Source organism: Micromonospora sp. NPDC049139, assembly GCF_055586845.1.
The window spans coordinates 86,274-110,131 of sequence record NZ_JBVJHK010000012.1 but is presented as its reverse complement, the minus strand read 5'-3'; the positions used below and the strand labels follow the sequence as shown (position 1 = coordinate 110,131).

Annotated in this window: 27 protein-coding genes; 10 read left to right on the top strand and 17 right to left on the bottom strand. The window is 71.7% G+C overall.

Annotated features, from left to right (window positions below; genetic code table 11):
* Window positions 1–86: 86 nt before the first annotated feature.
* On the top strand, window positions 87–1,196 hold the full coding sequence (locus ACZ6Q9_RS20745) for an RNA-guided endonuclease InsQ/TnpB family protein (protein WP_393449528.1): 1,110 nt from the start codon (window positions 87–89) through the stop codon (window positions 1,194–1,196).
* Between the two features lie 120 nt (window positions 1,197–1,316).
* Here ACZ6Q9_RS20745 and hypD read toward each other — a convergent pair whose 3' ends face one another.
* The 17 genes from hypD to ccsA all read right to left on the bottom strand — a co-directional run bounded on the left by hypD (window position 1,317) and on the right by ccsA (window position 14,890).
* Window positions 1,317–2,444 carry a hydrogenase formation protein HypD gene (hypD, locus tag ACZ6Q9_RS20740; RefSeq protein ID WP_393449531.1) on the bottom strand — a complete coding sequence of 376 codons (1,128 nt, stop codon included), beginning with the start codon at window positions 2,442–2,444 and terminating at the stop codon, window positions 1,317–1,319.
* An 11-nt stretch (window positions 2,445–2,455) separates the two neighbouring features.
* Window positions 2,456–2,728 (bottom strand): HypC/HybG/HupF family hydrogenase formation chaperone, encoded by a 273-nt coding sequence (locus ACZ6Q9_RS20735; RefSeq protein WP_393449534.1) that lies wholly within the window; start codon window positions 2,726–2,728, stop codon window positions 2,456–2,458.
* Window positions 2,729–2,749: 21 nt separating this feature from the next.
* Complete coding sequence (locus ACZ6Q9_RS20730) at window positions 2,750–2,851, bottom strand: DUF6893 family small protein (RefSeq protein WP_393449537.1); 102 nt, start codon at window positions 2,849–2,851, stop codon at window positions 2,750–2,752.
* Window positions 2,852–2,884: 33 nt separating this feature from the next.
* Window positions 2,885–3,088, bottom strand: coding sequence for a hypothetical protein (locus ACZ6Q9_RS20725; protein ID WP_393449540.1), 204 nt, complete (start codon window positions 3,086–3,088; stop codon window positions 2,885–2,887).
* A 14-nt stretch (window positions 3,089–3,102) separates the two neighbouring features.
* Window positions 3,103–3,717, bottom strand: coding sequence for a DUF5947 family protein (locus ACZ6Q9_RS20720; protein ID WP_393449543.1), 615 nt, complete (start codon window positions 3,715–3,717; stop codon window positions 3,103–3,105).
* Window positions 3,714–4,325: a hypothetical protein gene (locus ACZ6Q9_RS20715; protein WP_396829403.1), complete on the bottom strand. Its 612-nt coding sequence runs from the start codon at window positions 4,323–4,325 to the stop codon at window positions 3,714–3,716. The genes ACZ6Q9_RS20720 and ACZ6Q9_RS20715 overlap by 4 nt, the downstream gene beginning before the upstream one ends.
* Window positions 4,318–6,117, bottom strand: a complete 1,800-nt coding sequence (locus tag ACZ6Q9_RS20710) for a nickel-dependent hydrogenase large subunit (RefSeq protein ID WP_393449549.1) — start codon at window positions 6,115–6,117, stop codon at window positions 4,318–4,320. The genes ACZ6Q9_RS20715 and ACZ6Q9_RS20710 overlap by 8 nt, the downstream gene beginning before the upstream one ends.
* Window positions 6,114–7,238: an NADH-quinone oxidoreductase subunit B family protein gene (locus tag ACZ6Q9_RS20705; RefSeq protein ID WP_393262416.1), complete on the bottom strand. Its 1,125-nt coding sequence runs from the start codon at window positions 7,236–7,238 to the stop codon at window positions 6,114–6,116. Before ACZ6Q9_RS20705 ends, ACZ6Q9_RS20710 begins: the two co-directional genes overlap by 4 nt.
* Window positions 7,235–7,774: a hemerythrin domain-containing protein gene (locus tag ACZ6Q9_RS20700; protein WP_396829402.1), complete on the bottom strand. Its 540-nt coding sequence runs from the start codon at window positions 7,772–7,774 to the stop codon at window positions 7,235–7,237. Before ACZ6Q9_RS20700 ends, ACZ6Q9_RS20705 begins: the two co-directional genes overlap by 4 nt.
* Window positions 7,774–8,130 (bottom strand): hydrogenase/urease maturation nickel metallochaperone HypA, encoded by a 357-nt coding sequence (locus ACZ6Q9_RS20695; protein ID WP_393262411.1) that lies wholly within the window; start codon window positions 8,128–8,130, stop codon window positions 7,774–7,776. Before ACZ6Q9_RS20695 ends, ACZ6Q9_RS20700 begins: the two co-directional genes overlap by 1 nt.
* Complete coding sequence (locus ACZ6Q9_RS20690; RefSeq protein WP_396829401.1) at window positions 8,123–8,707, bottom strand: hydrogenase maturation protease; 585 nt, start codon at window positions 8,705–8,707, stop codon at window positions 8,123–8,125. Before ACZ6Q9_RS20690 ends, ACZ6Q9_RS20695 begins: the two co-directional genes overlap by 8 nt.
* Window positions 8,704–10,110, bottom strand: a complete 1,407-nt coding sequence (locus tag ACZ6Q9_RS20685) for a hypothetical protein (RefSeq protein WP_396829400.1) — start codon at window positions 10,108–10,110, stop codon at window positions 8,704–8,706. The genes ACZ6Q9_RS20690 and ACZ6Q9_RS20685 overlap by 4 nt, the downstream gene beginning before the upstream one ends.
* Window positions 10,111–10,374: 264 nt before the next feature.
* Complete coding sequence (locus ACZ6Q9_RS20680; protein WP_396829399.1) at window positions 10,375–11,262, bottom strand: cytochrome c-type biogenesis protein CcmH; 888 nt, start codon at window positions 11,260–11,262, stop codon at window positions 10,375–10,377.
* On the bottom strand, window positions 11,259–11,798 hold the full coding sequence (locus tag ACZ6Q9_RS20675; protein WP_396829398.1) for a TlpA family protein disulfide reductase: 540 nt from the start codon (window positions 11,796–11,798) through the stop codon (window positions 11,259–11,261). The genes ACZ6Q9_RS20680 and ACZ6Q9_RS20675 overlap by 4 nt, the downstream gene beginning before the upstream one ends.
* A complete protein-coding gene (locus tag ACZ6Q9_RS20670) occupies window positions 11,795–13,735 on the bottom strand; it encodes a heme lyase CcmF/NrfE family subunit (protein WP_396829397.1) in 1,941 nt (646 codons plus the stop codon). Before ACZ6Q9_RS20670 ends, ACZ6Q9_RS20675 begins: the two co-directional genes overlap by 4 nt.
* On the bottom strand, window positions 13,725–14,132 hold the full coding sequence (locus ACZ6Q9_RS20665; RefSeq protein WP_396829396.1) for a cytochrome c maturation protein CcmE: 408 nt from the start codon (window positions 14,130–14,132) through the stop codon (window positions 13,725–13,727). Before ACZ6Q9_RS20665 ends, ACZ6Q9_RS20670 begins: the two co-directional genes overlap by 11 nt.
* Entirely contained in the window at window positions 14,129–14,890 is a 762-nt protein-coding gene (ccsA, locus tag ACZ6Q9_RS20660) for a cytochrome c biogenesis protein CcsA (protein ID WP_396829395.1), read from the bottom strand. Before ccsA ends, ACZ6Q9_RS20665 begins: the two co-directional genes overlap by 4 nt.
* A 202-nt stretch (window positions 14,891–15,092) precedes the next feature.
* Between ccsA and ACZ6Q9_RS20655 the strand changes: the two genes are divergently transcribed.
* The 9 genes from ACZ6Q9_RS20655 to qcrB are packed head-to-tail and all read left to right on the top strand — an operon-like array spanning window position 15,093 to window position 23,769.
* Complete coding sequence (locus tag ACZ6Q9_RS20655) at window positions 15,093–16,067, top strand: cytochrome c oxidase subunit II (protein WP_396829394.1); 975 nt, start codon at window positions 15,093–15,095, stop codon at window positions 16,065–16,067.
* A 21-nt stretch (window positions 16,068–16,088) separates the two neighbouring features.
* Entirely contained in the window at window positions 16,089–18,017 is a 1,929-nt protein-coding gene (ctaD, locus tag ACZ6Q9_RS20650) for a cytochrome c oxidase subunit I (RefSeq protein ID WP_396829393.1), read from the top strand.
* Window positions 18,014–18,643: a heme-copper oxidase subunit III gene (locus ACZ6Q9_RS20645; protein WP_396829392.1), complete on the top strand. Its 630-nt coding sequence runs from the start codon at window positions 18,014–18,016 to the stop codon at window positions 18,641–18,643. Before ctaD ends, ACZ6Q9_RS20645 begins: the two co-directional genes overlap by 4 nt.
* Window positions 18,643–19,032, top strand: a complete 390-nt coding sequence (locus tag ACZ6Q9_RS20640) for a hypothetical protein (RefSeq protein ID WP_396829391.1) — start codon at window positions 18,643–18,645, stop codon at window positions 19,030–19,032. The genes ACZ6Q9_RS20645 and ACZ6Q9_RS20640 overlap by 1 nt, the downstream gene beginning before the upstream one ends.
* The gene (locus ACZ6Q9_RS20635) at window positions 19,029–19,907 is read left to right on the top strand and encodes a cytochrome c oxidase assembly protein (protein WP_396829390.1); all 879 of its coding nucleotides are present in this window, start codon (window positions 19,029–19,031) and stop codon (window positions 19,905–19,907) included. Before ACZ6Q9_RS20640 ends, ACZ6Q9_RS20635 begins: the two co-directional genes overlap by 4 nt.
* A complete protein-coding gene (locus ACZ6Q9_RS20630) occupies window positions 19,907–20,296 on the top strand; it encodes a c-type cytochrome (protein ID WP_393262377.1) in 390 nt (129 codons plus the stop codon). The genes ACZ6Q9_RS20635 and ACZ6Q9_RS20630 overlap by 1 nt, the downstream gene beginning before the upstream one ends.
* 4 nt (window positions 20,297–20,300) lie before the next feature.
* On the top strand, window positions 20,301–21,155 hold the full coding sequence (qcrC, locus tag ACZ6Q9_RS20625) for a cytochrome bc1 complex diheme cytochrome c subunit (protein ID WP_396829389.1): 855 nt from the start codon (window positions 20,301–20,303) through the stop codon (window positions 21,153–21,155).
* On the top strand, window positions 21,152–22,015 hold the full coding sequence (locus ACZ6Q9_RS20620) for a ubiquinol-cytochrome c reductase iron-sulfur subunit (RefSeq protein WP_396829388.1): 864 nt from the start codon (window positions 21,152–21,154) through the stop codon (window positions 22,013–22,015). The genes qcrC and ACZ6Q9_RS20620 overlap by 4 nt, the downstream gene beginning before the upstream one ends.
* Window positions 22,012–23,769, top strand: coding sequence for a cytochrome bc1 complex cytochrome b subunit (gene qcrB, locus ACZ6Q9_RS20615; RefSeq protein ID WP_396829387.1), 1,758 nt, complete (start codon window positions 22,012–22,014; stop codon window positions 23,767–23,769). The genes ACZ6Q9_RS20620 and qcrB overlap by 4 nt, the downstream gene beginning before the upstream one ends.
* Window positions 23,770–23,858 lie beyond the last annotated feature (89 nt).

The window sequence follows — 23,858 nt, the reverse complement described above, 5'->3', positions numbered from 1 at the left end:
GGAACCCGGCCGTTCAGGGCCGGGAGGAAACGCCGCTCCCTCCCCTCAATGATCGCGTAACACAATGGACCGCTAGAATGTGAAATGTGGGCGGGGTGGTGAAGAGGGCATACAAGTACCGCTTCTATCCCACCGGTGAGCAGGCCGAACAGCTCCACCGCACCTTCGGGTGCGTGCGTCTGGTCTACAACAAAGCCCTCGAGATGCGGACCCGCGCATACGCCACCCAACGCCGCTCGATCAGCTACGCGGAATCGTCGGCGGCTCTGACCGAATGGAAACGCGGCGAGGATCTGGCGTTCCTCAACGAGGTGTCCAGCGTTCCGCTGCAACAAGCGTTGCGGCATCTGCACGCCGCCTACGCGGCGTTCTTCGCCAAACGCGCCCGATACCCCCGTTTCAAGTCCAAGAGGAAGTCCCGGGCCAGCGCCGAGTACACCCGGTCGGCGTTTCGCTGGCGGGACGGGCAACTGACTCTCGCGAAGATGGACGCCCCGCTGGACATCGTGTGGTCGCGTCCGCTGCCCGAGGGCGTCGTACCGTCCACCGTCACCGTGTCTCGAGACGCGGCCGGCCGCTGGTTCGTGTCCCTGCTTGTCGAGGACCCGACCGTCGAGGCGCTCCCATCGGTGGATACGGCGGTTGGCGTCGATGTGGGGCTGACCAGCCTGGTGACCTTGTCCACTGGGGAGAAGGTCACCAACCCCCGTCACGAGCGGGCCGACCGGCGGAAACTCGCCAAGGCCCAGCGGGAACACGCGCGCAAGGAGAAAGGCTCGGCCAACCGGGCCAAAGCCCGACTCAAGGTCGCCAGGATTCACGCTCGAATCGCCGATCGGCGCCGGGACCACCTGCACAAACTGTCGACTCGACTCGTCCGTGAGAACCAAACGGTCGTGATCGAAGACCTGACGGTGCGGAACATGCTGCGTAACCACCGGCTGGCTCGCGCGATCTCCGACGCGGCCTGGTCGGATCTGCGGGCCATGTTGGAGTACAAGGCCGCCTGGTACGGGCGCACCCTGGTGACGGTGGACCGCTGGTTGCCGTCGTCCAAGCTGTGCGCGGACTGCGGGCAACTCACCGAATCCCTGCCGTTGACCATCCGTACGTGGCAATGCCCGTGCGGTGCGACCCATGACCGGGACATCAACGCCGCGAGAAACCTCCTGGCCGCCGGGCTGGCGGACAGGTGAAACGCCTGTGGAGCTGATGTAAGACCTCAACGGAGTCCCTCCGGGCGGGCAGTCGGCGACGAAGCAGGAAACCCCACGGGCGACCAGGGGGAATCCCGGCCCTCCAGGGCCGGGAGGATGTCAAACCCGCGTCGCCTCCGCCACCCGCTGCCGCGTGAAGCGGCCGAAGTTGTAATACGCGGCGCAGGCGCCTTCCGACGAGACCATGCACGTGCCGATGGGTGTCTCCGGCGTGCACGCGGTGCCGAACACCTTGCATTCCCAGGGCTTGAGCACACCCTTGAGCACCTCGCCGCACTGGCAGGCCTTCGGGTCCGCCACGCGCACCCCGGGAACGTCGAAGATCCGCTCGGCGTCGTAGGCCGCGTACTCGTCCCGCATCCGCAGCGCCGAGTGCGAGATGAACCCGAGACCGCGCCACTCGAAGTGTGGCCGCAGCTGCATGACCTGGCCGATCGCCTCCAGCGCCCGCAGGTTGCCGTCCCAGGGCACCACCCGGGTGTACTGGTTCTCCACCTCGCAGCGGCCCTCGGCGAGCTGCGTGAGCAGCATGAAGACCGACTGCAGGAGGTCCAGCGGCTCGAAACCCGCGCAGACCAGGGGCTTGCCGTAGTCGTGGGCGATGAACTCGTACGGTCGGCACCCGATCACGGTGGAGACGTGCCCGGGGCCGAGGAAGCCGTCGAGGCGCAGGTCGGGTGAGTCGAGGATGGCCTTGATCGCCGGAAGGATGGTGACGTGGTTGCAGAAGACCGAGAAGTTGTCGATCCCTTCGGCGGCCGCCCGCAGCACGGTCATCGCGGTGGACGGCGAGGTGGTCTCGAACCCGATCGCCATGAAGACGACCTTGCGGTCGGGGTTGGTCCGCGCGACCTTCAGCGCATCCAACGGCGAGTACACCATCCGGATGTCCGCGCCGGCCGCCTTGGCGTCGAGGAACGAGCCGCTGCCGCCGGGGACCCGCATCATGTCGCCGAACGCTGTCATGATGACGCCCGGCTGGTGTGCGATGGCGATGGCGTCGTCCACCCGGCCCATCGGGATCACGCAGACCGGGCAGCCGGGGCCGTGCACGAGCGAGACGTTCTCGGGCAGATAGTCCTCCAGCCCGTGCCGGTAGATGGTGTGCGTGTGCCCGCCGCAGACCTCCATGAACTTGTACTGCCGCCCGGGCTCGCACAAGGCGGCGATCTGCGTGGCCAACGCCTGGGCCTTGTCCGCATCGCGGTACTCGTCGACGAAACGCATCTGGTGATTCCCTAGCTGATATCGGATTCGGCGAGCGCCTGCAGCTCGTCGGTGTAGGCCTGTCCGAGGCCGTTCAACATGGCCAACGTGGCGGCCGCCTCGGTTTCGTCGATCTTCGACATGGCGAAGCCGACATGGACGAGCACCCAGTCGCCGATACCGACCTGGTCCGGGCCGAGCAGGCCGATGTTGATCGCCCGCCGAACACCCACCACGTCGACGATGGCGAGGTCGTCGCGGCCCGCCTTGATTTCGACGATCTCGCCCGGGATTCCAAGGCACATCGAGCTACTCGTCCTCTCCGGTCACATCTTTTCGATCTTGATGTAGCGCCGCAGCGCGGGAAGTTCCTTCCAGAACATCCCCATGACGGCCGCGCCAACCAGCAGCACCAACAGCTTCCGCACAGCTCACCTCCTTCGGGTCTCCGCCGGGCCGGTTCAGCCCGGCGGCAGGTTCGGCATGATCGGCAGGATCGGCTCGTGCTTTCCGGGTCGGATGCCGGTGGAGCGACGGGCGTCCACCGTCCCGTCCTCGTGATGGCCTGACTGCTTCCTCCGCCGCGAGTTGCCCTCCTCCACACCCTTGGTGTGCGCCGGGGCGTCGAGTTCGACATCGGGATCGCCCACCCGGATCTCGCCCATTCCCGCCTCCTTCATCAGTCGTTGCCGGACGGCCGATCGTGTCGTCGGCCGAGATCGTCGAAGAACCCGGGAATCTCCCGCCACACCGCGCTTCCCCCCGACATGCCCGTCCAGTGCCGGCGGATCAGCGCGACAAGTCGGAAGCAGTCGTCGACCGGCACCACCCACTGTTGGCCGTCGCCGCGCGGCGGCCCCGTCCACACCAGGAACGCCTCGACCCGTGGCTTCAGCTCGGCCAGCGCGGGTGACAGTGCCTCGATCGCCCGCCAGGCGCCGGCATCGATCTCCGACTCGGTGGTGCCGAGCGGACTCGGGTAGTGACCGAGCACTCGGCCGTCCTGCCGCTTCACGAAGAACACCAAACCGACCGGCACGCCGAGTTCGGCAACGGACAGGCCGGTCAACCGTCTGCCGTGGGTGGGGACGAGCTGGTACCGGCCGGCGCCGGCCGCCTCGCGGTCGAACAGAAGGGAGCACGGCGTGCAGGCGCACATCAGCTCCCCGTCCTGCTCGTCCCACACGTGCCGGTGTTCCGGGCCGACCGGCCCGGCGCACATGCCGCAGCGCTCGACCGCCGCCGCGCGCTGTCTCGCGCGACGGATCGCCCGCTGCAGGGCGCCGGCCGTCATGCCGTGCTGTCCAACGCCAGCGGCCCCGCGGCCTGCTCCACCTCGCTCGTCGTCGCCTCCGCGGTCCGGTCCGGCCGCTGCCACAGGGCGGCGACCGGGATCAGCGCCGGAGCCGGCGCGGGCGCCGCCACGTCCACCGCGGACAGCTCCGGCGCGAACGTCAACACCTGTTCCCGCACCAGGTCACGCAGCGCAGCGCCGCCACCGCCGCACGAACTCGCCGACAGGCTGATCCGCGCCACCTCGTCCTGGACACCGACCAACGCGATCTCGGCACCCTGCGCGCGCAGCTGCGGCCGGAGATCGTCGACCGCACGGGCCACGCGCCCTTCCAGCGGATCCGGGTGGATGCGGTGCAGCAGCAGCAGGTGCCGCAGCAGCTCGTCGTCGGTGAGCCGGTCGAGCGGGCCGGCGCTGTCGGCGGCGAGATCGGTGACCCGGGCCAGCGCCTCGCCGTACACCTCGGTCAGGATCTCGACCGCTTCCAACGCCAGCTCGGCGGTGCGGCCGGGGGTCTGCTCGAGCTGGCCGAGCACAGCGTCCAAGCGGGCCAGCCGCGGCTCGACGGCCGCGTCGTCGAGACGCTGGAGGTCCGGCTGCTCACCCATGGGACGCGCCGAACATCGGCGAGTGGATCTTTTTCAGGGTACGACCGCCGCCGACGTACATGTGCACCCCGCACGGCAGGCACGGATCGAAACTGCGCACCGCCCGCATGATGTCCACACCCTTGAAGTTCTCCGGGCCGTTCTCCTCGAAGATGGGCATGTTCTGGATCGCGTCCTCGTACGGACCGGGTGTGCCGTAGCTGTCGCGGGGACTGCCGTTCCACGGCGTGGGCGGGTACGGATGGTAGTTGGCGATCTTGCGATCCCTGATCACGAGGTGGTGCGACAGGGTGCCCCGGACGGCCTCGTGGAAGCCGCAGCCGATGGCCTCGTCCGGCACGTCGAACTCGGCGAAGACCCGCATGTCGCCGCCGCGCATCCGCTCCATCGCCCGTTCCAGGAAGTACAGCGACATCGCCGCGGCGTACGCGATGAAGTAGGCCCGTGAGCGGTCCCGCTCCAGCGCGTTCGACCAGCGCGGGATCTTCCACTCCAACGTCATCTCGGGCAGCCGCTGGCTCTTCGGAAGCGAGATCAGCACGCTCTGCCCGGTCGACTTGACGTACGGGGTGTCGACCATTTTCGCGAGCGCCGTGGTGTACAGCCGGGCGAAGCAGCCGCCTCCGGTGTCCAGCGCGAGATGCTCCCCGCTGCTCCTGTCGAACCAGCGGGGGCTCATCACCCAGCTGTACTTGTCGTCGAAATCGCGTTTCTGCGGGTCAGGCAGGGTGGTCTGGTTCCAGGGATGGCGGATGTCGACCGGATTGCCGAGCGGGTCGTACTTGACGAACGGTTCCTCCTGGCCGGCCCAGTCCTTGTAGTAGGAGCTGCCGAGCAGGATCCGGATGCCGAGGTTGATGTCGACCAGGTCCGTGGTGAGCAGCTTGCCGTCGACGACGATGCCAGGCGTGACGTGCATCGCCCGTCCCCAGGTCGTCATGGTCTCGTAGCGGTAGTCGACGACGTCGGGGTTCTGGAACGCGCCCCAGCAGCCGAGCAGGACCCGGCGGCGACCGACCTCCTCGTAGCCGGGCAGCGCCTCGTACCAGAAGTCGAAGATGTCGTCGTTCATGGCGACGGCCTTCTTGACGAAGTCCAGGATGCTGATCAGCCGGCTCAGGTAGTCGGTGAACAGCGTCGGCTGCGGCATCGTGCCGACGCCGCCGGGATAGACCGTCGACGGGTGGACGTGCCGGCCCTCCATCAGGCAGAACATCTCCCGGGTAGTCCGACTGACCTTCAGCGCCTCCTTGTACACCTCGCCCTCGAACGGGTTGTAGGCCCGCATGATGTCGGCGATCGTCCGGTAGCCGTGGATGTCCCGGCCCGGTGCCGGGGTCTTCTCGGCGCGGGCCAGCACACTCGGGTTGGTCTGCTTGACCATCGCCTCGCAGAAGTCGACGAAGACGAGATTGTCCTGGAACAGGGTGTGGTCGAACATGTACTCGGCGGCCTCGCCGAGGTTGATGATCCACTCGGCCAGGGGCGGGGTCTTGATGCCGTACGCCATGTTCTGCGCGTAGACGGAGCAGGTCGTGTGGTTGTCGCCGCAGATGCCGCAGATCCGGCTGGTGATGAAGCCGGCGTCGCGGGGATCCTTCCCCTTCATGAATACCGAGTAGCCGCGGAACAGCGACGACGTGGTGTGGCATTCGGCGACCACGCGGTTCGCGAAGTCGATCTTCGTGTAGACGCCGAGGTTGCCGATGATCCGGGTGATCGGATCCCAGGCCATCTCCACCAGTTCGCCGGGTTTCTGGCCGGTGGCCTTCTTGGCTTCCGTCGCTGTCACGGTCGGTACCTCTCCTCTGCTGCCTGACGCCGGGGGTCCGCCGGGCCGTACGGGCGCCACCGGGGGTTGTAGCCGCTGGTGAGCTCCGGGCCGTTGTGGTGCCACTTCGGTTCCTTGTTGGCGGTCACGTTGGTGATGCCGCGCAGCCGGCGGATCAACGCGCCGTACGGCTTGATGAGCAGCGTCGACAGGCTGCCACCGGGAGGCATGTCCATGAACGGCATGAACTTGTCGGGGAATCCCGGCATGGTGCAGCCGATGCAGATGCCGCCGACGTTGGGGCAGCCACCGACGCCGCCCATCCAGCCGCGCTTCGGGACGTTGCAGTTGATGACCGGCCCCCAACAGCCGATCTTCACCTGGCACTTGGGCGAGTTGTAGTCCTTGGCGAAGTCGGCCTGCTCGTAGTAGGCGGCCCGGTCACAGCCCTCGTGCACGGTCTTGCCGAACAGCCACTGCGGCCGCAGCATGTGGTCCAGCGGCGGAGGCGGGGCCGAGCCGGCGGCGTGGTAGAGCACCCAGGTCAGGGTCTCCATGAAGTTCTCCGGCTGGATCGGGCAGCCGGGCACGTTGACGATCGGCAAGCCGCCCTGGGACCGGAAGTCCCACCCGAGATAGTCGGCCAGGCCCATGCACCCCGTCGGGTTGCCCGCCATGGCGTGGATGCCGCCGTACGTCGCGCACGTGCCGGCCGCGACGACCGCCCAGGCCTTCGGCGCGAGCCGGTCGATCCACCAGTTCAAGGTCAGCGGCTCACCGGTGTTCTCGTCGTTGCCGAACGACGTCCAGTACCCGTCGCCGTTGATGTTCTCGTTCGGGATCGATCCTTCGATGACGAGGATGAACGGCTCGATCATCTCCCCACGAGCCGCTTTCCGGTACGGCGCCAGGAACTCCTCGCCGCCGGCCGTCGGCGACAGCACCTTGTTGTGCAGGTTGACCCTCGGCAGACCGGGAACGAGCCCGAGGACGATGTCCTCGATCGCCGGCTGACCGGAGGCGGTCATCGACACGGAATCTCCGTCGCAACTCATGCCCTCGGAGATCCAGAGAACAGTGACCTCGTCAAACCCGTTCTCGTGCGGGATCACCGCGCCGGTGTCGCGCATACCCTGCGTCATGTGCGGGGCCTCCCTTGCATCCGGTCCCGAAGCCGGTCGTAGATGGCTGCCAGCGGCGCCGCGAGGGCCAGCGCCGGAGGCCTGTCCGGTGCGTGCGGGTGCGGACGCGTGGGAGCGCGCTGCTTGCCCCGGTCGATCTCCTGCCCCAGCTCGCGGAGTGCCTGTTCGTCCGCCTGCCGGCACAGCAGCGGCATGAGCTGGTTCTCGTCGTCACGCACGTGCCGGGCGACGGCGGACGCCAGCCGCTCCATCAGCTGGTCCTGCGCCGGATCGCCGACCCCGCACCGGTCCAGTTGAAGCAGCAGCTCCTTGATGGGCGCATGCCCCGCGAGGTGTCCGTCGACCTGCCCGTCGTCCAACACCTTCGCGGCGAAGGGATAGAAGAGGACCTCCTCGAGCGCGGCGTGCTTCGACAGCTCCCGGATGAGGACGTCGACCACCCCGCGCCGCTGGGCGTCGGAGGCCGCCGCCCGATAGTCTCGGAACAACTGCTCGACCACGCGGTGGTCATGCCGCAGCAGTTCGACGGCGTCCATCAGGCCGGCTTTCGTGCGCCGGAGTTCACGGTGATGGACTCCAGGACGACGTCGTCGCTGCCGGTGACATCGATGTCCACGCCGCCGCACCCCGGACAGGCGACCATCGCGAGGTGGTCGTCGACCGGCCCGCTGCGACCGCAGTCATGGCACGTCACCGTCATCGGCTCCAGGACCAGGTCGACGGCGGCGTCCGCGGCGATGGTGCCGGCCGCGGCCAACTGGATGCCCTGCGCGACGATCTCCGGGTCCACCGGGTGACCCCCGATCCGCACCCGTAGCCCGGTGACCCGGCGGCCCGCGGCTCTGCGCACCGCGGCGGTCACGATCGCCTCGGACAGCCCCGTCTCATGCATGCGCGGTCACCTCCCTCTCGGCTGACGTCTGCTGGGTCGTCTCCCGCTGCTCCGCCGCGGCACCGAGCCGTGCGGCTTCCTCCTCCACGACCCCGACCACCATCCGGGCTGCCTCGTCGAGAGCCTCGGCGACCGGCGCCGACAGTTCCATGCGCTCGTCCATGACAGCGGGCTGGCATCCCACGACCAAGACGCGGCCGACGGTGCCGCCCAGGCTGCGCAGCAACCGGAGCACCGACTCCGGATCCATCCCGTGCCCGTCGGCTGCCGGTGCCGCCAGCGCGTCCGCCGGCCCCAGCGTCCAGCCAGGGTCGTCGAGGTCCACGTGGAGGACGGCCAACGTGCCAGGCGCCTCGTTCAGTGGCAACGCGTCCACCATGACCAACACGTCGTGGCGGCCGTCCAGCAGATCGTAGGCCAGATGCATCCCCCGGATGCCGTAATCGGACACATCCACCATCTCCGGCAGGACAGCGTCCCGGAGGCGCCGGACGACCTCGACGCCGAAGGCGTCGTCGCCGAGGAAGATGTTGCCGATGCCGGCGACCAGGATCCGCCCGCTGCCGTTGCTCCTCACGGCGCCTCCACCTCGCCGGCCAACGGCTCGACCTCTTCGGCACGGAAATGGCGTAGCCGCCCGTACCACTGGTGCAGTTCGGCGCCCGGGTCGTCGTCCACCGTCACGGCCAGGAACCGTGACCCGTCGACGTCGAGCAGGACCTGCTCCACCCGGCCGGTGCGGCCCTCCAGAAACATGTCGTGCGCGTCGGTGCCGCGTTTCCGGGGGCGCAACCGAACCCGGCTGCCCCGGGACAGCAGGGTGCCATCGACCAGGACGGTGTCGCTCTCCGGCGCGATCCCCGCATCGGCACCGGGCTCCCACCAGCGTGGTGAGGTGGCGGTACCGCCGTCTCGCCGCACGGGCTCCAGGCTCCGAACGGCGCCGTGCAACCGCGCGAACACCTCGGGCGGCATGGCGTCGACGCGGTCGAGGATCGCGGCGGCCCGGGGATCGGTGGCCCGCACCTCCCGCTTCTCGGCGTCGGTGAGCGTGAGCGTACGCAGCGAGAGGATCTCGTCGATCTCGGTCGCGTCGTGCAGATCGCCCGGGCTCTCCGGTGCGATCTGCGGATGGTCGTAGAGGATGATCGGCGACGAGAGCAGGACGTCAGCGGTGCCGACCTCGCCGGCCAGCACGGGGAAGGTGTGCACGTTGCGGCATTCCTTCGCCGCGTGCGCCGCCCACTCGGGCGGGTCGAGCAGTGACAGGAATCGACCCTGACTGACGGAGGCCAGGGTGTGGGTCGCCAGCAGGCAACACCGCAACGCCTCGTCGCGTGGGCTGGCTGCCGGAGTCGTCCGGTCCGTGTTCTCGACGTGTATCCGGAGCCGCAGCAACCGGAAGGGCGCCTGACACGGCACGGCGGAGATGGTGACCGATGCGGACAACGGCCATCGCCGGCGCACCACCCGCCCCGCCGGTTCGCCCCGATCGTCGACCAACAGGTCGACGTCCTCGCCGCCTGGGACCCGGATGTCGAGGCGACGGCCGCGGCGCAGGTCGGCGACCGACGCTTCGAGGTCGAACTCCTGTGGTACGGCCTCGTCGAAGCTGAGTTCCACGCGGCTCCCGGCATTTCTCCTGTCGACAGGCCGGTAGCCGCCGTCGGCCGTCCGCTCCTCGGCCACCCGTCTCTGCAGGTGCAGGAAGCGCACCCTGATCCGGACGACTGCGGTGTCCGGGACCTCCATCAGGCACTCGGTCTGCTGCCACGGTGACTCGGCCGAACCCGCCACCGTGCTGTCGCCGAGGCCCTGCGCATCCGCCCAGGCGGGGGGCACGAGGACACCGAACTGCCAACGGACGCGGTTCTTGCCCGAAGACCGCCGATAGGGGTAGAGCAGGTAGCCCTCGTACAGGATCGCCTCCGCGACCGCCTCGGCGCCGTGGATGCCACCGCCGCGCGGATGCGTCTGCATGGTGCTCCCTCCTCCGTGGCGCACGGAACCAGCTCCGGTGGGCTGTCACCCCGGTCTAGTCCATCCGGCCGGGTGGCCGTAAGTGCTCGTCGTCCCTGTGTGCCGACAGCACTCACCGGATCGGGTGAGCAGCTCCGAACCTGGGGATGCTCGTTCTGCCGACGGACGACAGGCCGACGGCACAAGCGGGCGCAGGGGGAGCGAGGCGGGCGCCGGTGCCGCCCGGCGAACGAGGTCGCCCGCGTGGGTGGGCACGGGCGAGTGTCAGGGGAGCAGCCGGCGGATCTCGGCGGCGGCGGGATGGTTCGGGGCGGCGGCCAGGAAGCGGCGCAGGGTCACCTCGGCCTGGGCCCGGTCGGACCGCCGCTGGGCCAGCCCGAGCACCAGCAGCGCGTCCGGCGAATCGGGGACGCGCGCCAGCACCTGCCGGGCCTCCCGTTCCGCGCCGGCCGTGTCACCGGCGCGGACCAACGCGAATCCCAACCGCAGCCGCACCCCGTCGTCGGGACGGGTTCGCAACGCCTGCCGGTACAGCTCCGCCGCCGCGTCGAAGCGGCTCTGCTGCTCCAGGTCCCGGGCGAGCAGCACGGCCACCGCCGCCGGATCCGGTGGCTCGCCGCCCTCGGTCGACCCGTCGAGGCGGGCCCCGGCGGCCGCCACCGCCACGACGACGGCGACCAGACCGAGCGAGCCCGCCCGCCAGGCCAGGCGGGCCGCCGCGCCGATCGGCGCCGGTTCCGTCGGTGCCGGCGCCGGCGCCCCCCGCGTACGGGGGCGCAGCGTCCGAACCGCGGCGTACCCGGCGCCGACCAGCGCCAGCGCTGGTACGACCCACAGCAGCAGCCCGGGACCGCGCACCGGCGGATCGGCCAGCACCTCCTCGCCGTAGCGCTGCACGAACCAGCGCCGGATGTCGTCAGGGTCGCGGCCCCGCGCGAGCTGGTCGGCCACCACCTGCCGCATGGCGGCGGCGATCGGGGAACGCGAGTCGGCCACCGACTCGCCCTGGCAGGACGGGCAGCGCAATCCGACGGCGACCGACCGGACCGGATCCTGCCGTGGTGCGGGCTGGCCCGCACGAACCATTCCGAGGACCGCCGCGGCCAGCAGGACGGCCAGCACGGCTCCGCCGAGGGCGTGACGCCGCCTCATCCGGCCAGCAGCGGGCCGAGCCGCTGTTCCAGCCACTGCCGGGTGACCACGCCCTGGCGCCGGTCCACGACCCGCCCGTCCCGGTCCACCAGGAAGGTCTCCGGCACGCCCCGGACCCCCCAGCCGATCGCCAGGGTGCCGTCGGGATCCGGCACCACCGTCATCGCCTTCGCGCCGGTCTCGCGCAGCAGCGCCCGTACCGCGTCGGGTCCGTCGCGCAGGTTGATGCCGACGATCCGCAACCCGGCGGGCTGGCCCTGCCGGCCGGCCTCCGCCAGCAGCGGCAACTCGTCGCGGCAGGGCCCGCACCAGGACGCGAAGACGTTCACCAGCACCGGATGCCCCCGCACGTCGGCGAGGTTGAACCGGCCCCCGTCGAGGGTCGTGCCGGCGATCGGCGGCGCGGGGTCCCCGGTCGAGGCGCCGACCGGCGCCGACCGGTCCGGCGTGTCGAGGCCGGCGGCGAGGCCGGTGCCGACGGCGGCGGTGACGACCAGCACCAGCGCTGGCCACAGCCGCCTGCGGAGCAGGCTCACACCCGTACCTCCGTCCGCTCGACAGCCGCCGCGGTCGGGACGGCGGCCCCGGGCGCAGGGCGGCGCCGCACCGCCGCCGGCACCGCGAGCAGCCCACCGGCCGCCGTCAGCCCGCCACCGACCCACAGCAGAGCCACCAGCGGATTCACCGCGAGCCGTACGGTCGCGCTGCCGCCGTCCGCGCCGGCGGCGATCAGCGTGACGTAGACGTCCCGGACCACTCCGGTGCGGATCTGCGGAACGGTGACGGCGGTGTCGTGGGCGGGGAAGTAGCGCAGGGCCGGCGCCAGTGTCCCGCCGCCGTCGCGCTCGAGCCGGGCGGTCACCGCCATCCGATCCGCGTCGCCCGTTCGGCGCACCTCCAGCAGCCGCACCTGGACCCCGCCGACGCGCAGGGCCTCGCCCACCCGGATCTCCCGCTCGATGCTGCTGCCGTACGCCGACGAGCCGGCGACCCCGGCGGCGACCAGCGCGATCCCGGCATGCGCCAGCACTCCGCCGAGCCTCGCAGCGGTCAGCCGGGGGGCGGCAGCGCCAATGCGGGCGGCCCGGGCGGCCTGCCCCGCCAGGCCGGTGAGGACGAACGCCGCGGCCCCGAACGCGGCGAGGGCGGGCGCACCGGGGCGGCCGGCCCAGCCCAGCACGGCCACGACGGCCAGCGCGACGCCGAATGGCACGCCCAGCCGGCGCAGCGCGCCCGCCCGCCGGGCCGACACCACCGCGGGCACCACGCCCATCACCAGGAGCACCACGACGGCCAGCGGCACCGCGGTCCGCTGGTAGTAGCGGGGGCCGACGGCCGTCCGGATCCCACCGAACGACTCGGACAGCAGCGGGAAGATCGTGCCGACCAGCACCATCGCCGCGATGGTGAGCAGCAGGACCCCGTTGACCAGAACGGCCGCGCCCCGCGACAGTACCGGCGTGCGGCTCCGCGGGACCGCGCCCGGGCCCCGCCATCCCACCAGCACGGTCGAGACCGCGACGGCGAGCACGACGAAGCCCAGCAGCATCGGTCCGAGCGGCGACTCGGTGAACGCGTGCACGCTGGCCACCGCGCCGGAGCGGGTGAGGAACGTGCCGAGCAGCACCAGCAGGAAGCTCGCGCAGGCCAGCACGACGTTCCAACCCGCCCGCGCCCGCGTACCGCCGAGCGCCGTGTGCAGCAGCGCGGTGGCGGTCAGCCAGGGCAACAGGGAGGCGTTCTCCACCGGATCCCAGGCCCAGTATCCGCCCCAGCCCAGCACCGCGTAGGACCACCAGGCGCCGAGCCCGATTCCGGCGGTGAGCGCCGACCAGGCGAGCAGGGCCCAGGGCCGGGCGGCGCGCAGCCAGTGGTGCCCGTCCCGGCCGGCGAGCAGCCCGGCGAGCGCGAACGCGAACGGCACGACCAGGCCGATGTAGCCCAGGTAGAGCAGGGGCGGGTGCACTCCCATCGCGGGGTGCTGCTGCAGCAGTGGGTTGGGTCCGGGGCCGTCGAGCGGCACCGGCCGCACCTCCCGGAACGGGTTCGCCGCGAAGTAGGTCAGCGCGAAGAAGAACATGCCGACCGCGCTGACCACGAGCATGGCGTACGCGTGCAGCCGGGCCGGGTACCGCGACGCCCGGGTTGCCAGCAGCGCGGCGATCGCGCAGTGGATGACCAGCCACAGCAGCAGCGAGCCGTCCAGCGCCGACCAGAGGCTGGTGACGGTGTAGTAGACCGGCACGTCCCGTCCACCGTTCTCGGCCACGAACCGGACGCTGAAGTCGTGGCGCAGCAGGGCGTACTCCAGCACGGCGCCACCGAGGACGGCGGCCAGGAGACTGGCGACGGTCGCGGCGCGCGCGACCCTGACCGGCCCGCCGGACAGCCCGGCGCGCAGCCAGAGCAGGGCGGCGAGGGTGGCCGTGACCAGGCCGGCGGCGAGGCTCGCGGTGCCGAACTCACCGGCCATCCGCCGGCCCTCCCGGGGTTGTCGGAGGCCGGTACTCGTTGCCGTGCCGAACGACGACCTGATCCGCGTCGAAGACCCCGTCGGCGGAGAAGCGGCCTTCGACGACGGCCGCCTCGCCCTCCCGGAAGGTCTCCGGCGGCACACCGCGCTGCCGTACGGCGATCTCGTGGCCGTCCTCCGCGAGCCGGAACTCCGTCCGATCGGAGGCGCGGCGCAGCGAGCCCGGCACCACCTGGCCGCTCACCCGCAGCCGTTCCTGACGGACCTCCGGATCCCGGGACACCTCCGCCGGGGTGCGGTAGTAGGTGAGAGTGCCCTGCATGGCGGCGGCCGCCAACAGGGTACCGGCGGAAAGGCCGACCAAGCCGACCGCGATCCGGCCGATGCGGCGGGTCATCCCGTCCGGACCGGCGTCCGGGCCGGGGTCGCCTGCCGCACCGCACGGGCGGACTGGCGTTCCAGGGCTGCCAGCCGGCGCAGCAGGACGTAGAGGGCCGCGGCCGTCGCGGCGGCGACCGCGAGCAGTAGAGCCGTCCCCATCCGGGGGTCGATCGGGGGGCGCTGCGGCGCGAGCACCGTCGCCTGCTGGTGCAGGGAGCGCCACCAGACGACCGAGAAGTGCACCACCGGTACCAGCAGGAACGCGGCAACGCCGACGGCGGCCACCGAACGGGCGACCCGATGGTCGGCGCTGTCCGCCGCGGCGTGCCGCTCGCTGAGCAGGCGGCGCAACGCCAGGTAGCCGGCGTACACCGCCAGCAGCAGGGCGCTGCTCACCAGCCGCGGATCCCAGGCCCACCAGGTGCCCCACACGAGATGGCCCCAGACGGCGCCGGTGGCGATCGTGGCGGCGGTCAGCACGATGCCGATCTCGGCCGCCGACCGGGCCAGCCGGTCGAATCGCAGATCCCGGTTGATCAGGTAGGCGCCGCTGCCGAGCAGGACGACCGTGAAGGCGGCGTACGCCACCCACGCGGCCGGGACGTGCAGGTACATCAGCCGCTGCGCCTGCCCCTGGAGCTGGTCCGCAGGCGCCACCAACCCGCCGGTCAGGGTCGCCGCGGCGGCCAGCCCGCCGGCGATCCAGGCCAGGGTGCGGCGGCCGGCGGCGGCCCGCGGGGTATCCGCGACGAGATCGAGGACCCGCTGGTGCATGATCTCCCTGTCCGCGCCCCGAACCGGGCGCTTCCGCTGGCTATCGCTCGAACAGGAGGCTAGCGACCCAAAGAAGGCGATAGGCGGCTTTTGGCATAATTGCGGACCAAGGCGGTTCGGGCCGCTACCGTCCCTGGCGGTGGACAGGTCAGCGGCGTCGACGGCCGGTGGGACCGCGCGGCGGTCGCACCGTCGCACCGTCATGGCGCTCGGCACCCTGGCGGCGCTGTTCGCCCTGACCTCCTGCGCCACGGACGCGCCGTCCACGCTCGACACCGCGGGGACCGGCGCCGCGCGCGTCGAGCGGACCTGGTGGCTGCTGTTCTGGATAGCCCTGGCGGTCTTCGTCGAGGTGATGGCGCTGCTGGCCTGGGCGCTGCTGTTCCGCCGCGCACCGACGACCCGGGTCCGGCACGGCCAGCCACTGCGCTTCGTGGCCGTCGCCGGCGCCGGCGTTCCGCTGCTCATCCTGGTCGCGGTCTACGGCGTCGGGCTGCGGGACCTGGCGATGCTCGGCGCCGGCCCGGAGCCGCAGGCGCCGACCATCGAGGTCACCGGCCACAAGTGGTGGTGGGAGGTGCGGGTGCCGGGGACCGACGGGGCGACCGCCAACGAACTCCACATCCCGGTGGGGGAGCGGGTCCGGGTGCGGCTGCGGACCGCGGACGTGCTGCACAGCTTCTGGGTGCCGCAGCTGATGCCCAAGACCGACCTGATCGCCGGCGAGACCCGTGAGACGTGGCTGCAGGCCGAGCGGGCGGGCACCTACCGTGGCCAGTGCGCCGAGTACTGCGGCACCCAGCACGCGCACATGGCGTTCCTGGTGGTGGCCGAGCCCCGCCCGCAGTTCGACGCCTGGCTGGCCCGACTCGGCTCGCCGGCCCGGCAGCCGCGGACCGACGCCGAACAGCGCGGCCGGCAGGCGTTCGTCCAGGGCACCTGCGCCGGCTGCCACGCCATCCGCGGCACCGGCGCCGACGGCCGGGCCGGTCCCGACCTGTCCGACGTCGGTTCCCGCTGGAGCCTCGGCGCCGGCGCGGTGCCGAACGACGCCGGCCACCTCGGCGGCTGGATCGCCAACCCGCAGACCGTCAAACCCGGCAGCTACATGCCGCCGCAACCGATCGACGCCGCGCGGCTGCCGGACCTCATCGCGTACCTGCGGTCGCTGAAGTGACCACCCGGGGGAGGTGACGACATGTCGACCGCTGCCGCACCGCCGGCCGGCGCGACCCGCGAGGACCTGGCACGGCTGGAACAGCACTGGGGTGAGCGGCCGTCCCTGGTCGCCTGGTTCGGCACCGTCGACCACAAGAGGATCGGGCGGCGCTACCTGGTCACCGCCGGACTGTTCTTCGCCCTCGCCGGCATCAGCGCGCTGGCGATGCGCACCCAACTGGCCCGCCCCGAATCCACCCTGCTCACCCCGGACGAGTACAACCAGCTGTTCACCATGCACGGAACGGCGATGATCTTCCTGTTCGCCACCCCGATGCTCTTCGGCTTCGGCAACTACCTGGTCCCGCTCATGATCGGTTCGCGGGACATGGCGTTTCCGAAGCTGAACGCGCTCGGCTACTGGATCTTCCTCTTCGCCGGGCTGTTCATGTGGGCCAGCCTGCCCTTCGGCGCGGCCCCGAACGCCGGCTGGTTCGCGTACGTGCCGTTGGCCGGTGAGCAGAGCATGCCCGGGATGAACATCGACGTCTACACCCTCGGGCTGCTGTTCCTCGGCATCGCCACCACCGCCGGCTCGATCAACTTCATCGTCACCGCGCTGAAGCTGCGCGCCCCCGGCATGTCGCTCGACCGGGTGCCGCTGTTCGTCTGGGCGATCGTCGCCACCGCGTTCATGGTGATCTTCGCGTTGCCCGCGTTGAACCTGGACAACGCGATGCTGTTCCTCGACCGCCGGTTCGGCACCCACTTCTTCGATCCGGAGGCCGGCGGAAACGTGCTGCTCTGGCAGCACCTGTTCTGGATCTTCGGCCATCCGGACGTCTACATCATCGTGCTGCCGGCACTGGGCATCGTCTCGGCGGTGCTGCCGGCCTTCACCCGCCGGGGCGTGGTCGGCTACGCGCTGGTCGTGCTCTCCATCGTGTCCATCGCGATCATCTCCTTCGGCGTGTGGGTGCACCACATGTTCGCCACCGGGCTGCCGCAGCTGTCCTACAGCTTCTTCAGCGCGGCCAGCACGATCATCACCATCCCGTCGGGCATCCAGATCTTCGCCTGGCTGGCCACCATGCTGCTCGGCCGGCTGGTCCTCCGGGTGCCGATGTTGTTCGTGATCGGATTCCTGGTGACCTTCGTGGTCGGCGGCTTCACCGGCACCATGTTCGCGATCACCGCCTTCGACCAGCAGATCACCGACTCGTACTTCGTCGTGGCGCACTTCCACTACGTGCTCGTCGGCGGCGCGCTGTTCCCGATCCTCGCCGGCATCTACCACTGGCTGCCGAAGATCACCGGCAGGATGTACCACGAGCGGCTCGGCCGGTGGGCCTTCGGGCTGGTGTTCACCGGCATGCAGGTCACGTTCTTCCCGATGCACCTCTACGGCCTGTGGGGCATGCCCCGACGCGTCTACACCTATCCCGGGGAGCTGGGCTGGGAGCGGTGGAACCTGGTCAGCACAGCCGGGGCGTACCTCCTCGCGGTCGGGCTGCTGCTCGTACTGATCGGAGTCGGGCACGCGATCCGGCGCGGCCGGCCGGCCCCGGCCGATCCCTGGGGCGGCGACAGCCTGGAGTGGGCGACCGCATCACCACCGCAGCCCTACAACTTCCCGGTGCTGCCGCGGGTGCACAGCCTGCACCCCGCCTGGGACGCCCAGAGCATGGAGTCGATGGGCGCGGGCGCCACGGGTGACCGGATCCTCGCCGACGGCCGGACGACGCTGATCACCAGCGAACTGGACGGCCGGCGCGAACGCGCGGTCCAGATGCCCGAGGCCTCCCTGCAGCCGCTCCTGGTCGCCGTGGAACTGCTCGTCTTCTTCACCGCGATGTTGTTCGCCTGGTACCCGGTCGCCGTCGCCGCCGCGCTGGCCGTCGCCGCGACGCTGGCCGTCTGGCTCTGGCCGCCGCGCCGGCCAGAGGCGGAGCCGGGGGTGACCGGATGAGAGCCGCCCGAGGCGGCATCGCGGCGGCCACCGGCGCCGAGGCGCTGACGACGGAACTGCCGGCCGGCCGCTCCGTCGGCTGGTGGGGAATGGTCATGTTCGTCGCCACCGAGGCGACCCTGTTCGCCTACCTGCTCGGCAGCTACTTCTACCTGCGCTTCCAGCACGGTTCGCCGTGGCCCCCCGACGGAATCGCCGAGCCGGCGCTGCTGCGCCCGCTGGTGATGACCGCGGTGCTGCTGCCCAGCAGCCTGCCCCTGATCTGGGCGGAACGCGGCATCCGCGCCGGGCAGCGCCGGCGGCTGAACATCGGCGTCGCCGCCACCCTGCTCCTCGGGCTGACGTTCCTGGCCCTGCAGGCCACCGAGTACGCCGAACTGCTGCGTGAGTTCACCATGACCACCAACGTCTACGGCTCGCTGTTCTACGCCATCACCGGGTTCCACGGCCTGCACGTGCTGGTCGGGCTGACCATGCTGAGCCGGCTGCTCGCCGAATCGCTGCGCGGCGGCAACCTTGGGGGCCACCGCCACGACCGGGTCCGCAACACGGCCATCTACTGGCACTTCGTCGACGCGGTGTGGGCCGCCATCCTGTTCACCGTCTACCTCTCGCCGTGGCTGTGATGAGCGTCCAGCCCGGTCAGCGCGCCCGCCTCGCCGGCGGGCTGCTGCTCTGGTACGGGGTCCTCGGCGGCGCGCTCGCCTGGGCCGTACACCTGATCGTCGCGTGGGGCGTCGACGAACTCACCTGCGCCGCCGGCTCCACGCGCGTCGGCGCCGTGCCGCTGCGTCTGGTCGTCACCCTGGCGGTGGTGCTGCCGGCGCTGGCCACCGTGGGATCGCTGCTCGCCGCCGGGCTGGCCTGGCGGCGCATCCGCCAGGACGGCGAGGACCGGTCGGTCTCCCGCACCAGGATGCTCGCCGTCGTGGGAATCTGGCTGAACCTGCTCTTCCTGACCATCATCGTCCTGGGCGGAGTCGCCCTGCTGGTGCTGGCGCCATGCCAGGGATGACCGCGACCGGCGGCGTGCCGCAGGAGGCGTCCGTCGTGGCCGGGCTGCTCGACATCCTGCTCGTGCTGACGCTGGCCCTGCTGGCCGCCGGCTACGGCCGCGGCGTGCACGAGCTCTGGGCGCGCCGCGGCGCGGGACGCGTCCTGCCGGGCTGGCGGGTGACCACCTTCGGCCTCGGCGTGCTGGTCGCGCTCGCCGCTCAGGGCCCTCCGCTGACCGACCTGGCCGGGCGGTCGTTGACCGGGCACATGATCCAGCACATGGCCCTGCTGCTGGTAGCCGGGCCGCTGCTCGCCGCCGGCGCTGCCGGGCTGCCGCTGACCCTCGCCTGCCCGCAGCCGCTACGGCAACGACTGGCCCGGCTCCGGGCTGCCCCCACCGCCCGGTGGCTGCGCCGGCCGATGACCACGGCTGCGCTGGCCGGTGGGGTGCAGACGCTGGTGTTGTGGGTCTGGCACCTGCCCGGGCCCTACCTCGCCGCCCTGCAGCAACCGCTCGTGCACGCCGTCGAGCATCTCTGCTTCGTCACCGCTGCCTGGCTGCTGTGGGCGCCGGTGCTCGGCGCGCCGCAGCACCGCCTGCCCGCCCCGATCGCGGTGCTGCTCCTGATCGCCACGATGCTGCCGGCCTCGGCCCTGGGCGCGGTGCTCACCTTCGCGCCGCGACCGGTCTACCCGGCCGAGGCGCTCGGCCCCAACCCGCTCACCGACCAACAGGTGGCGGGCCTGCTGATGTGGGCGCCGATGGACGTGGCCGTGCTGGTCGCGACGTTGACCATCTTCCTACGCTGGCTGCTGCGCCTGCACCGGCAGAGCCCGGACCGGGTGACCCCGCCGGAACCGAGCGGCCCGGTCGTCACCGGAGCGGGGGCGTGATGACGCGAAGAATCCGGTCGCTGTGGCCGGTCCTGCTGGTGTTGCCGGTCGTGCTCGTCGCGCCCGGCTGCGCCAGCACCGCCCCGCCGCCACCGCCGGAGGTCCGCGTCGGCTTCCCCGAGCGCGGCGCACAGCTCATCGTCGAGCACGGGTGCGGCTCCTGCCACGTCATCCCGGGCATCGACCGGGCGAACGGGCTGGTCGGCCCGCCCCTGACCCGCTTCGGCGCCCGCTCCTACATCGCCGGCGCGTTGCCGAACAACGCCGACAACCTGCGGCACTGGATCGCCGACCCGCAGGCGGTCGAGCCCGGCACCGCCATGCCGGACCTGGGCATCGACCCGATCGACGCGCAGGACATCGCCGCCTACCTGTACACCCTGGACTGAGGCCGTGGACCAACGAGCAACGATCACCGCCGGACGGGGCCGCAGGGTGCACCCCCGGCGGGCCCTCGCCGTCGGTGCGGTGCTGACGCTCGCCGCCGGACCCGGCGTCGCGGCGCAGCCCGACCCCCAACCGGCCACGTCCGCACCGGCCACGTCCGCACCGGCCACGCCAGCACCGGCCACGTCGGCGGCGTCCACGTCCGCACCGGCCGTGTCGGCACCGGCGGACCACGGCGCCGAGCTCTACCGGCAGCACTGCGCCAGCTGCCACGGCCCGCAGGGCCAGGGCGCCCAGCGGGGGCCCTCCCTGATCGGTGTCGGGCCCGCCTCGGTCGACTTCCAGGTCTCCACCGGCCGGATGCCGCTCTCGACCGAGCAGCAGCAGCCCCGACGTGCCGAGCCGGTGTTCTCGGCCGGCGAGATCGCGGCGCTGGTCGGCCACGTCGGCACCTTCGGCGGCGGCCCGCAGATCCCCCAGGTCGCACCCGGCAGCGTCACCAACGGCCGGGAGATCTTCGCCGCCACCTGCGCACCCTGCCACGGCGCGGCCGGGGCGGGCGCGTACCTGACCGACGGATCGATCGCCCCACCCCTGTACGACGCGACCGCGGTGCAGGTGGCCGAGGCGGTGCGGGTCGGTCCCGGTCTGATGCCGGTCTTTCCCAGCCAGGTCCTCACCGACCAGCAGGTCAACGACGTGGTCACCTACGTGCGGAGGTTGCAGAGCGACCGGCTGGACCGGGGCGGGAACCCGTTGGGCCGGTTGGGCCCGCTGGCTGAGGGACTCGTGGCGTGGATCGTCGTGCTGGGACTGCTCGTCGCGGCGGCGCGCTGGCTGGGCGGGAGGGCTGGCGAGTGAGCGACAGCGGTGCACCGCCGCCCGACCGGGGTGTGACCCGCCGCATCGTCACGGCCTTCCTGGTCAGCGCCGCCGGAGCGGTCGGCTTCGCGGTGACCTACGTCCTCGGCGGCCAGACGCAGTGGGAGGGCGTCTCGCTCGCGGTGGCCTTCGCCGGTCTGGCCGTGGGGCTCGCGGTCTGGGGGCGGCGGCTCGTGCCGTCCGGCGGCTACGTCGAGGAGCACGCCGGGTTCACCCCTCCGCCGCGCACGCAGGCGCTGGCGGCGGCGGAGTTCACGGCCGAGGACAGCCCGCTGCGCCGCCGTGGCCCGCTCGCCGCGCTCGGGCTGGCGCTGGCCGCCCTCGGCGTCACCGCGCTCTTCCCGCTGCGCTCCCTGCTGCCGTTCGACCGCGCCCGCCCGGTGACGGCACGGAAGGACACGCCCTGGGGGTTCGGTGTGCGGCTGGTGACCCGCGAGGGGCGACTGTTGCGCCCCGAGGACGTGCCGGCGGACACGATGGTCGTGGTCTTCCCGGAAGGCGACGTCGACGCCGGTGACGGGCCCGCCTTCGCGGTCCGTCTCGACCCGCGACGCTTCACCCGGCCACCGGCCGGCGGTCACCTCGACGGCTTGGTCGTCTACTCGCTGCTGTGCACGCACGCCGGCTGCCCGGTCCGCCTCTACCTGGCAGGTACCGGGCAACTGCTCTGCCCCTGCCACCAGTCCTCGTTCGACCTGCTCGCCGCGGCCCGTCCGGTGTCTGGCCCGGCCGCCCGAGCGCTGCCCGGGTTGCCGATCGAGGTCGGTCCGGACGGCCACCTGCGCGCCACCGGTGACTTCACCGCCCCACCCGGCGCCGGCTTCTGGGGCCGGCCGTGATCGTCGACCGGTTCGCCCGCGCCCTCGACGACCGGCTGCGGCTGTCTCCCGTCGCCCGCAGAGCCCTGGCCAAGGTGTTCCCCGACCACTGGTCGTTCATGCTGGGCGAGATCGCGCTCTACTCGTTCGTCGCGCTGATCCTCACCGGCGTCTACCTGACCCTCTTCTTCGACCCCAGCGCCGCCGACCGCGTCTACCAGGGCAGCTACGCGCCGCTGGACGGCGTCCCCACCTCCGCCGCGTACGCCTCGACGGTGCGGTTGAGCTGGGACGTGTCTGCCGGGTTGCTGATCCGGCAGACACACCACTGGGCGGCGCTGGTCTTCGTCGCCGCGATCGTGGTGCACCTGAGCCGGATCTTCTTCACTGGGGCGTACCGCAAGCCGCGCGAGATCAACTGGCTGATCGGCGTCACCATGCTGGCCCTGGCCCTGTTCAACGGCTTCACCGGCTACTCGTTGCCGGACGATCTGCTCTCCGGTATGGGCCTGCGGATCCTCGTCTCGGTGACGGAGTCCGTCCCGTTGGTCGGGCCGTGGCTGGCGTTCCTGGCTCTCGGCGGCGAGTTTCCCTCCGACGAGATGATTCCCCGGATGTTCGTCAGCCACGTGCTGCTGGTCCCGGCCCTCCTCGTCGCGCTGGTGTCGATCCACCTGGCGATCATCGTGCGGCAGACGCACAGCCAGTTCCCGGGTCCGGGACGGACCGAACACAACGTCGTCGGCTCCCGGCTCTGGCCCAGCTACGCCCTGCGCTCGCTGGCCCTGTTCGCCTGGGTGCTCGCCGTGCTGTTCGCCCTCGGCGGGCTGGTGCAGATCAACCCGGTGTGGATCTACGGACCGTTCGAACCGTCCGAGGCCACGTCCCCCGCCCAACCCGACTGGTACGTCGCCTTCGGCGACGGGGCGCTGCGCCTCTTCCCGCCGTGGGAGATCCGAATCGCCGGGTACCTCGTGCCCGCCCCGTTCGTCCCCGGGGTGGTGCTGGGCGGGCTGACCTTCCTCGCCCTGTACGCCTGGCCGTTCGCCGAGCGGCTGCGCACGAAGGACCGCCGGCCGCACCAACTGCTCGACCGCCCCCGCGGCCACCCCGCGCGCACCGGCATCGGCGTAACCGCCATCACGTTCTACGGGGTGCTGACCGTCGCCGCGGGCGACGACATCGTCGCCCGGCTGCTGGACGTGCCGACCCATGACGTGCGCTCGCTGCTGCAGGTGCTGGTCCTGCTGCTGCCCGTGGCGGCCGGGCTGCTCGCGTACCTGGTGGCGCGGGCCCTGAACCGCGGCGACGCCGCCGGGATCGGCGATCTCACCCGCGCCGACCTGCGGCGGGCCGTCGGTGGGCCCCGCCGCGGCGGCGACGCGGGGCGGGCGCACCAGCCGCCCGGTCCTGCCGCACAGGCGCCGCCCCTGCCCGGCGAGCGGATCGAGATGTGGTCCGAGGGCGACCTGTGGCGGTGGCGCTACCGCGACGACGCCCGCAACGTCACCATCCACGGCAACCTGTCGGGGGAGTCGGAGCAGGAGGTGGCCCGTGCGTCCCGGCTGGCGTACCCGGGGGTGGGCCGCGTCGTCGTTCCCGGGCCCCCGCCGCCGGCTCCCGGCCTCCGGTCCGCGCTGCGCCGCTGGGGCGACGCCGCGCTCGGGGTGTCCCTGCTGGTGACGGCCCTGGCCCAGCGGCGGCGGGCGCGCAAACCGGCCCGTTCCGGCCCGGACCGCGACGGGCCGGACGGGCGGTCGGGCCCGTCGGACTGACCGGTACGGCGATGACGGAATCGTGGTGGATTCCACGGAGTTGGACTCGGTGCGCTGACGCTCGTCGCCATCCTGGCCACCCCCGCCCG

Coding starts and splice junctions, on each gene's coding strand:
- hypD (WP_393449531.1), bottom strand. CDS start 2,444: ATGCGTTTCGTCGACGAGTACCGCGATGCGGACAAGGCCCAGGCGTTG.
- ACZ6Q9_RS20725 (WP_393449540.1), bottom strand. CDS start 3,088: ATGGGCGAGATCCGGGTGGGCGATCCCGATGTCGAACTCGACGCCCCG.
- ACZ6Q9_RS20635 (WP_396829390.1), top strand. CDS start 19,029: ATGACCGCGACCGGCGGCGTGCCGCAGGAGGCGTCCGTCGTGGCCGGG.
- ACZ6Q9_RS20695 (WP_393262411.1), bottom strand. CDS start 8,130: ATGCATGAGACGGGGCTGTCCGAGGCGATCGTGACCGCCGCGGTGCGC.
- ACZ6Q9_RS20685 (WP_396829400.1), bottom strand. CDS start 10,110: ATGCAGACGCATCCGCGCGGCGGTGGCATCCACGGCGCCGAGGCGGTC.
- ccsA (WP_396829395.1), bottom strand. CDS start 14,890: ATGCACCAGCGGGTCCTCGATCTCGTCGCGGATACCCCGCGGGCCGCC.
- ACZ6Q9_RS20715 (WP_396829403.1), bottom strand. CDS start 4,325: ATGGGTGAGCAGCCGGACCTCCAGCGTCTCGACGACGCGGCCGTCGAG.
- ACZ6Q9_RS20705 (WP_393262416.1), bottom strand. CDS start 7,238: ATGACGCAGGGTATGCGCGACACCGGCGCGGTGATCCCGCACGAGAAC.
- ACZ6Q9_RS20680 (WP_396829399.1), bottom strand. CDS start 11,262: ATGAGGCGGCGTCACGCCCTCGGCGGAGCCGTGCTGGCCGTCCTGCTG.
- ACZ6Q9_RS20720 (WP_393449543.1), bottom strand. CDS start 3,717: ATGACGGCCGGCGCCCTGCAGCGGGCGATCCGTCGCGCGAGACAGCGC.
- ACZ6Q9_RS20640 (WP_396829391.1), top strand. CDS start 18,643: ATGAGCGTCCAGCCCGGTCAGCGCGCCCGCCTCGCCGGCGGGCTGCTG.
- ACZ6Q9_RS20645 (WP_396829392.1), top strand. CDS start 18,014: ATGAGAGCCGCCCGAGGCGGCATCGCGGCGGCCACCGGCGCCGAGGCG.
- ACZ6Q9_RS20665 (WP_396829396.1), bottom strand. CDS start 14,132: ATGACCCGCCGCATCGGCCGGATCGCGGTCGGCTTGGTCGGCCTTTCC.
- ACZ6Q9_RS20700 (WP_396829402.1), bottom strand. CDS start 7,774: ATGGACGCCGTCGAACTGCTGCGGCATGACCACCGCGTGGTCGAGCAG.
- ACZ6Q9_RS20630 (WP_393262377.1), top strand. CDS start 19,907: ATGACGCGAAGAATCCGGTCGCTGTGGCCGGTCCTGCTGGTGTTGCCG.
- ACZ6Q9_RS20670 (WP_396829397.1), bottom strand. CDS start 13,735: ATGGCCGGTGAGTTCGGCACCGCGAGCCTCGCCGCCGGCCTGGTCACG.
- ACZ6Q9_RS20655 (WP_396829394.1), top strand. CDS start 15,093: ATGGCGCTCGGCACCCTGGCGGCGCTGTTCGCCCTGACCTCCTGCGCC.
- ctaD (WP_396829393.1), top strand. CDS start 16,089: ATGTCGACCGCTGCCGCACCGCCGGCCGGCGCGACCCGCGAGGACCTG.
- ACZ6Q9_RS20735 (WP_393449534.1), bottom strand. CDS start 2,728: ATGTGCCTTGGAATCCCGGGCGAGATCGTCGAAATCAAGGCGGGCCGC.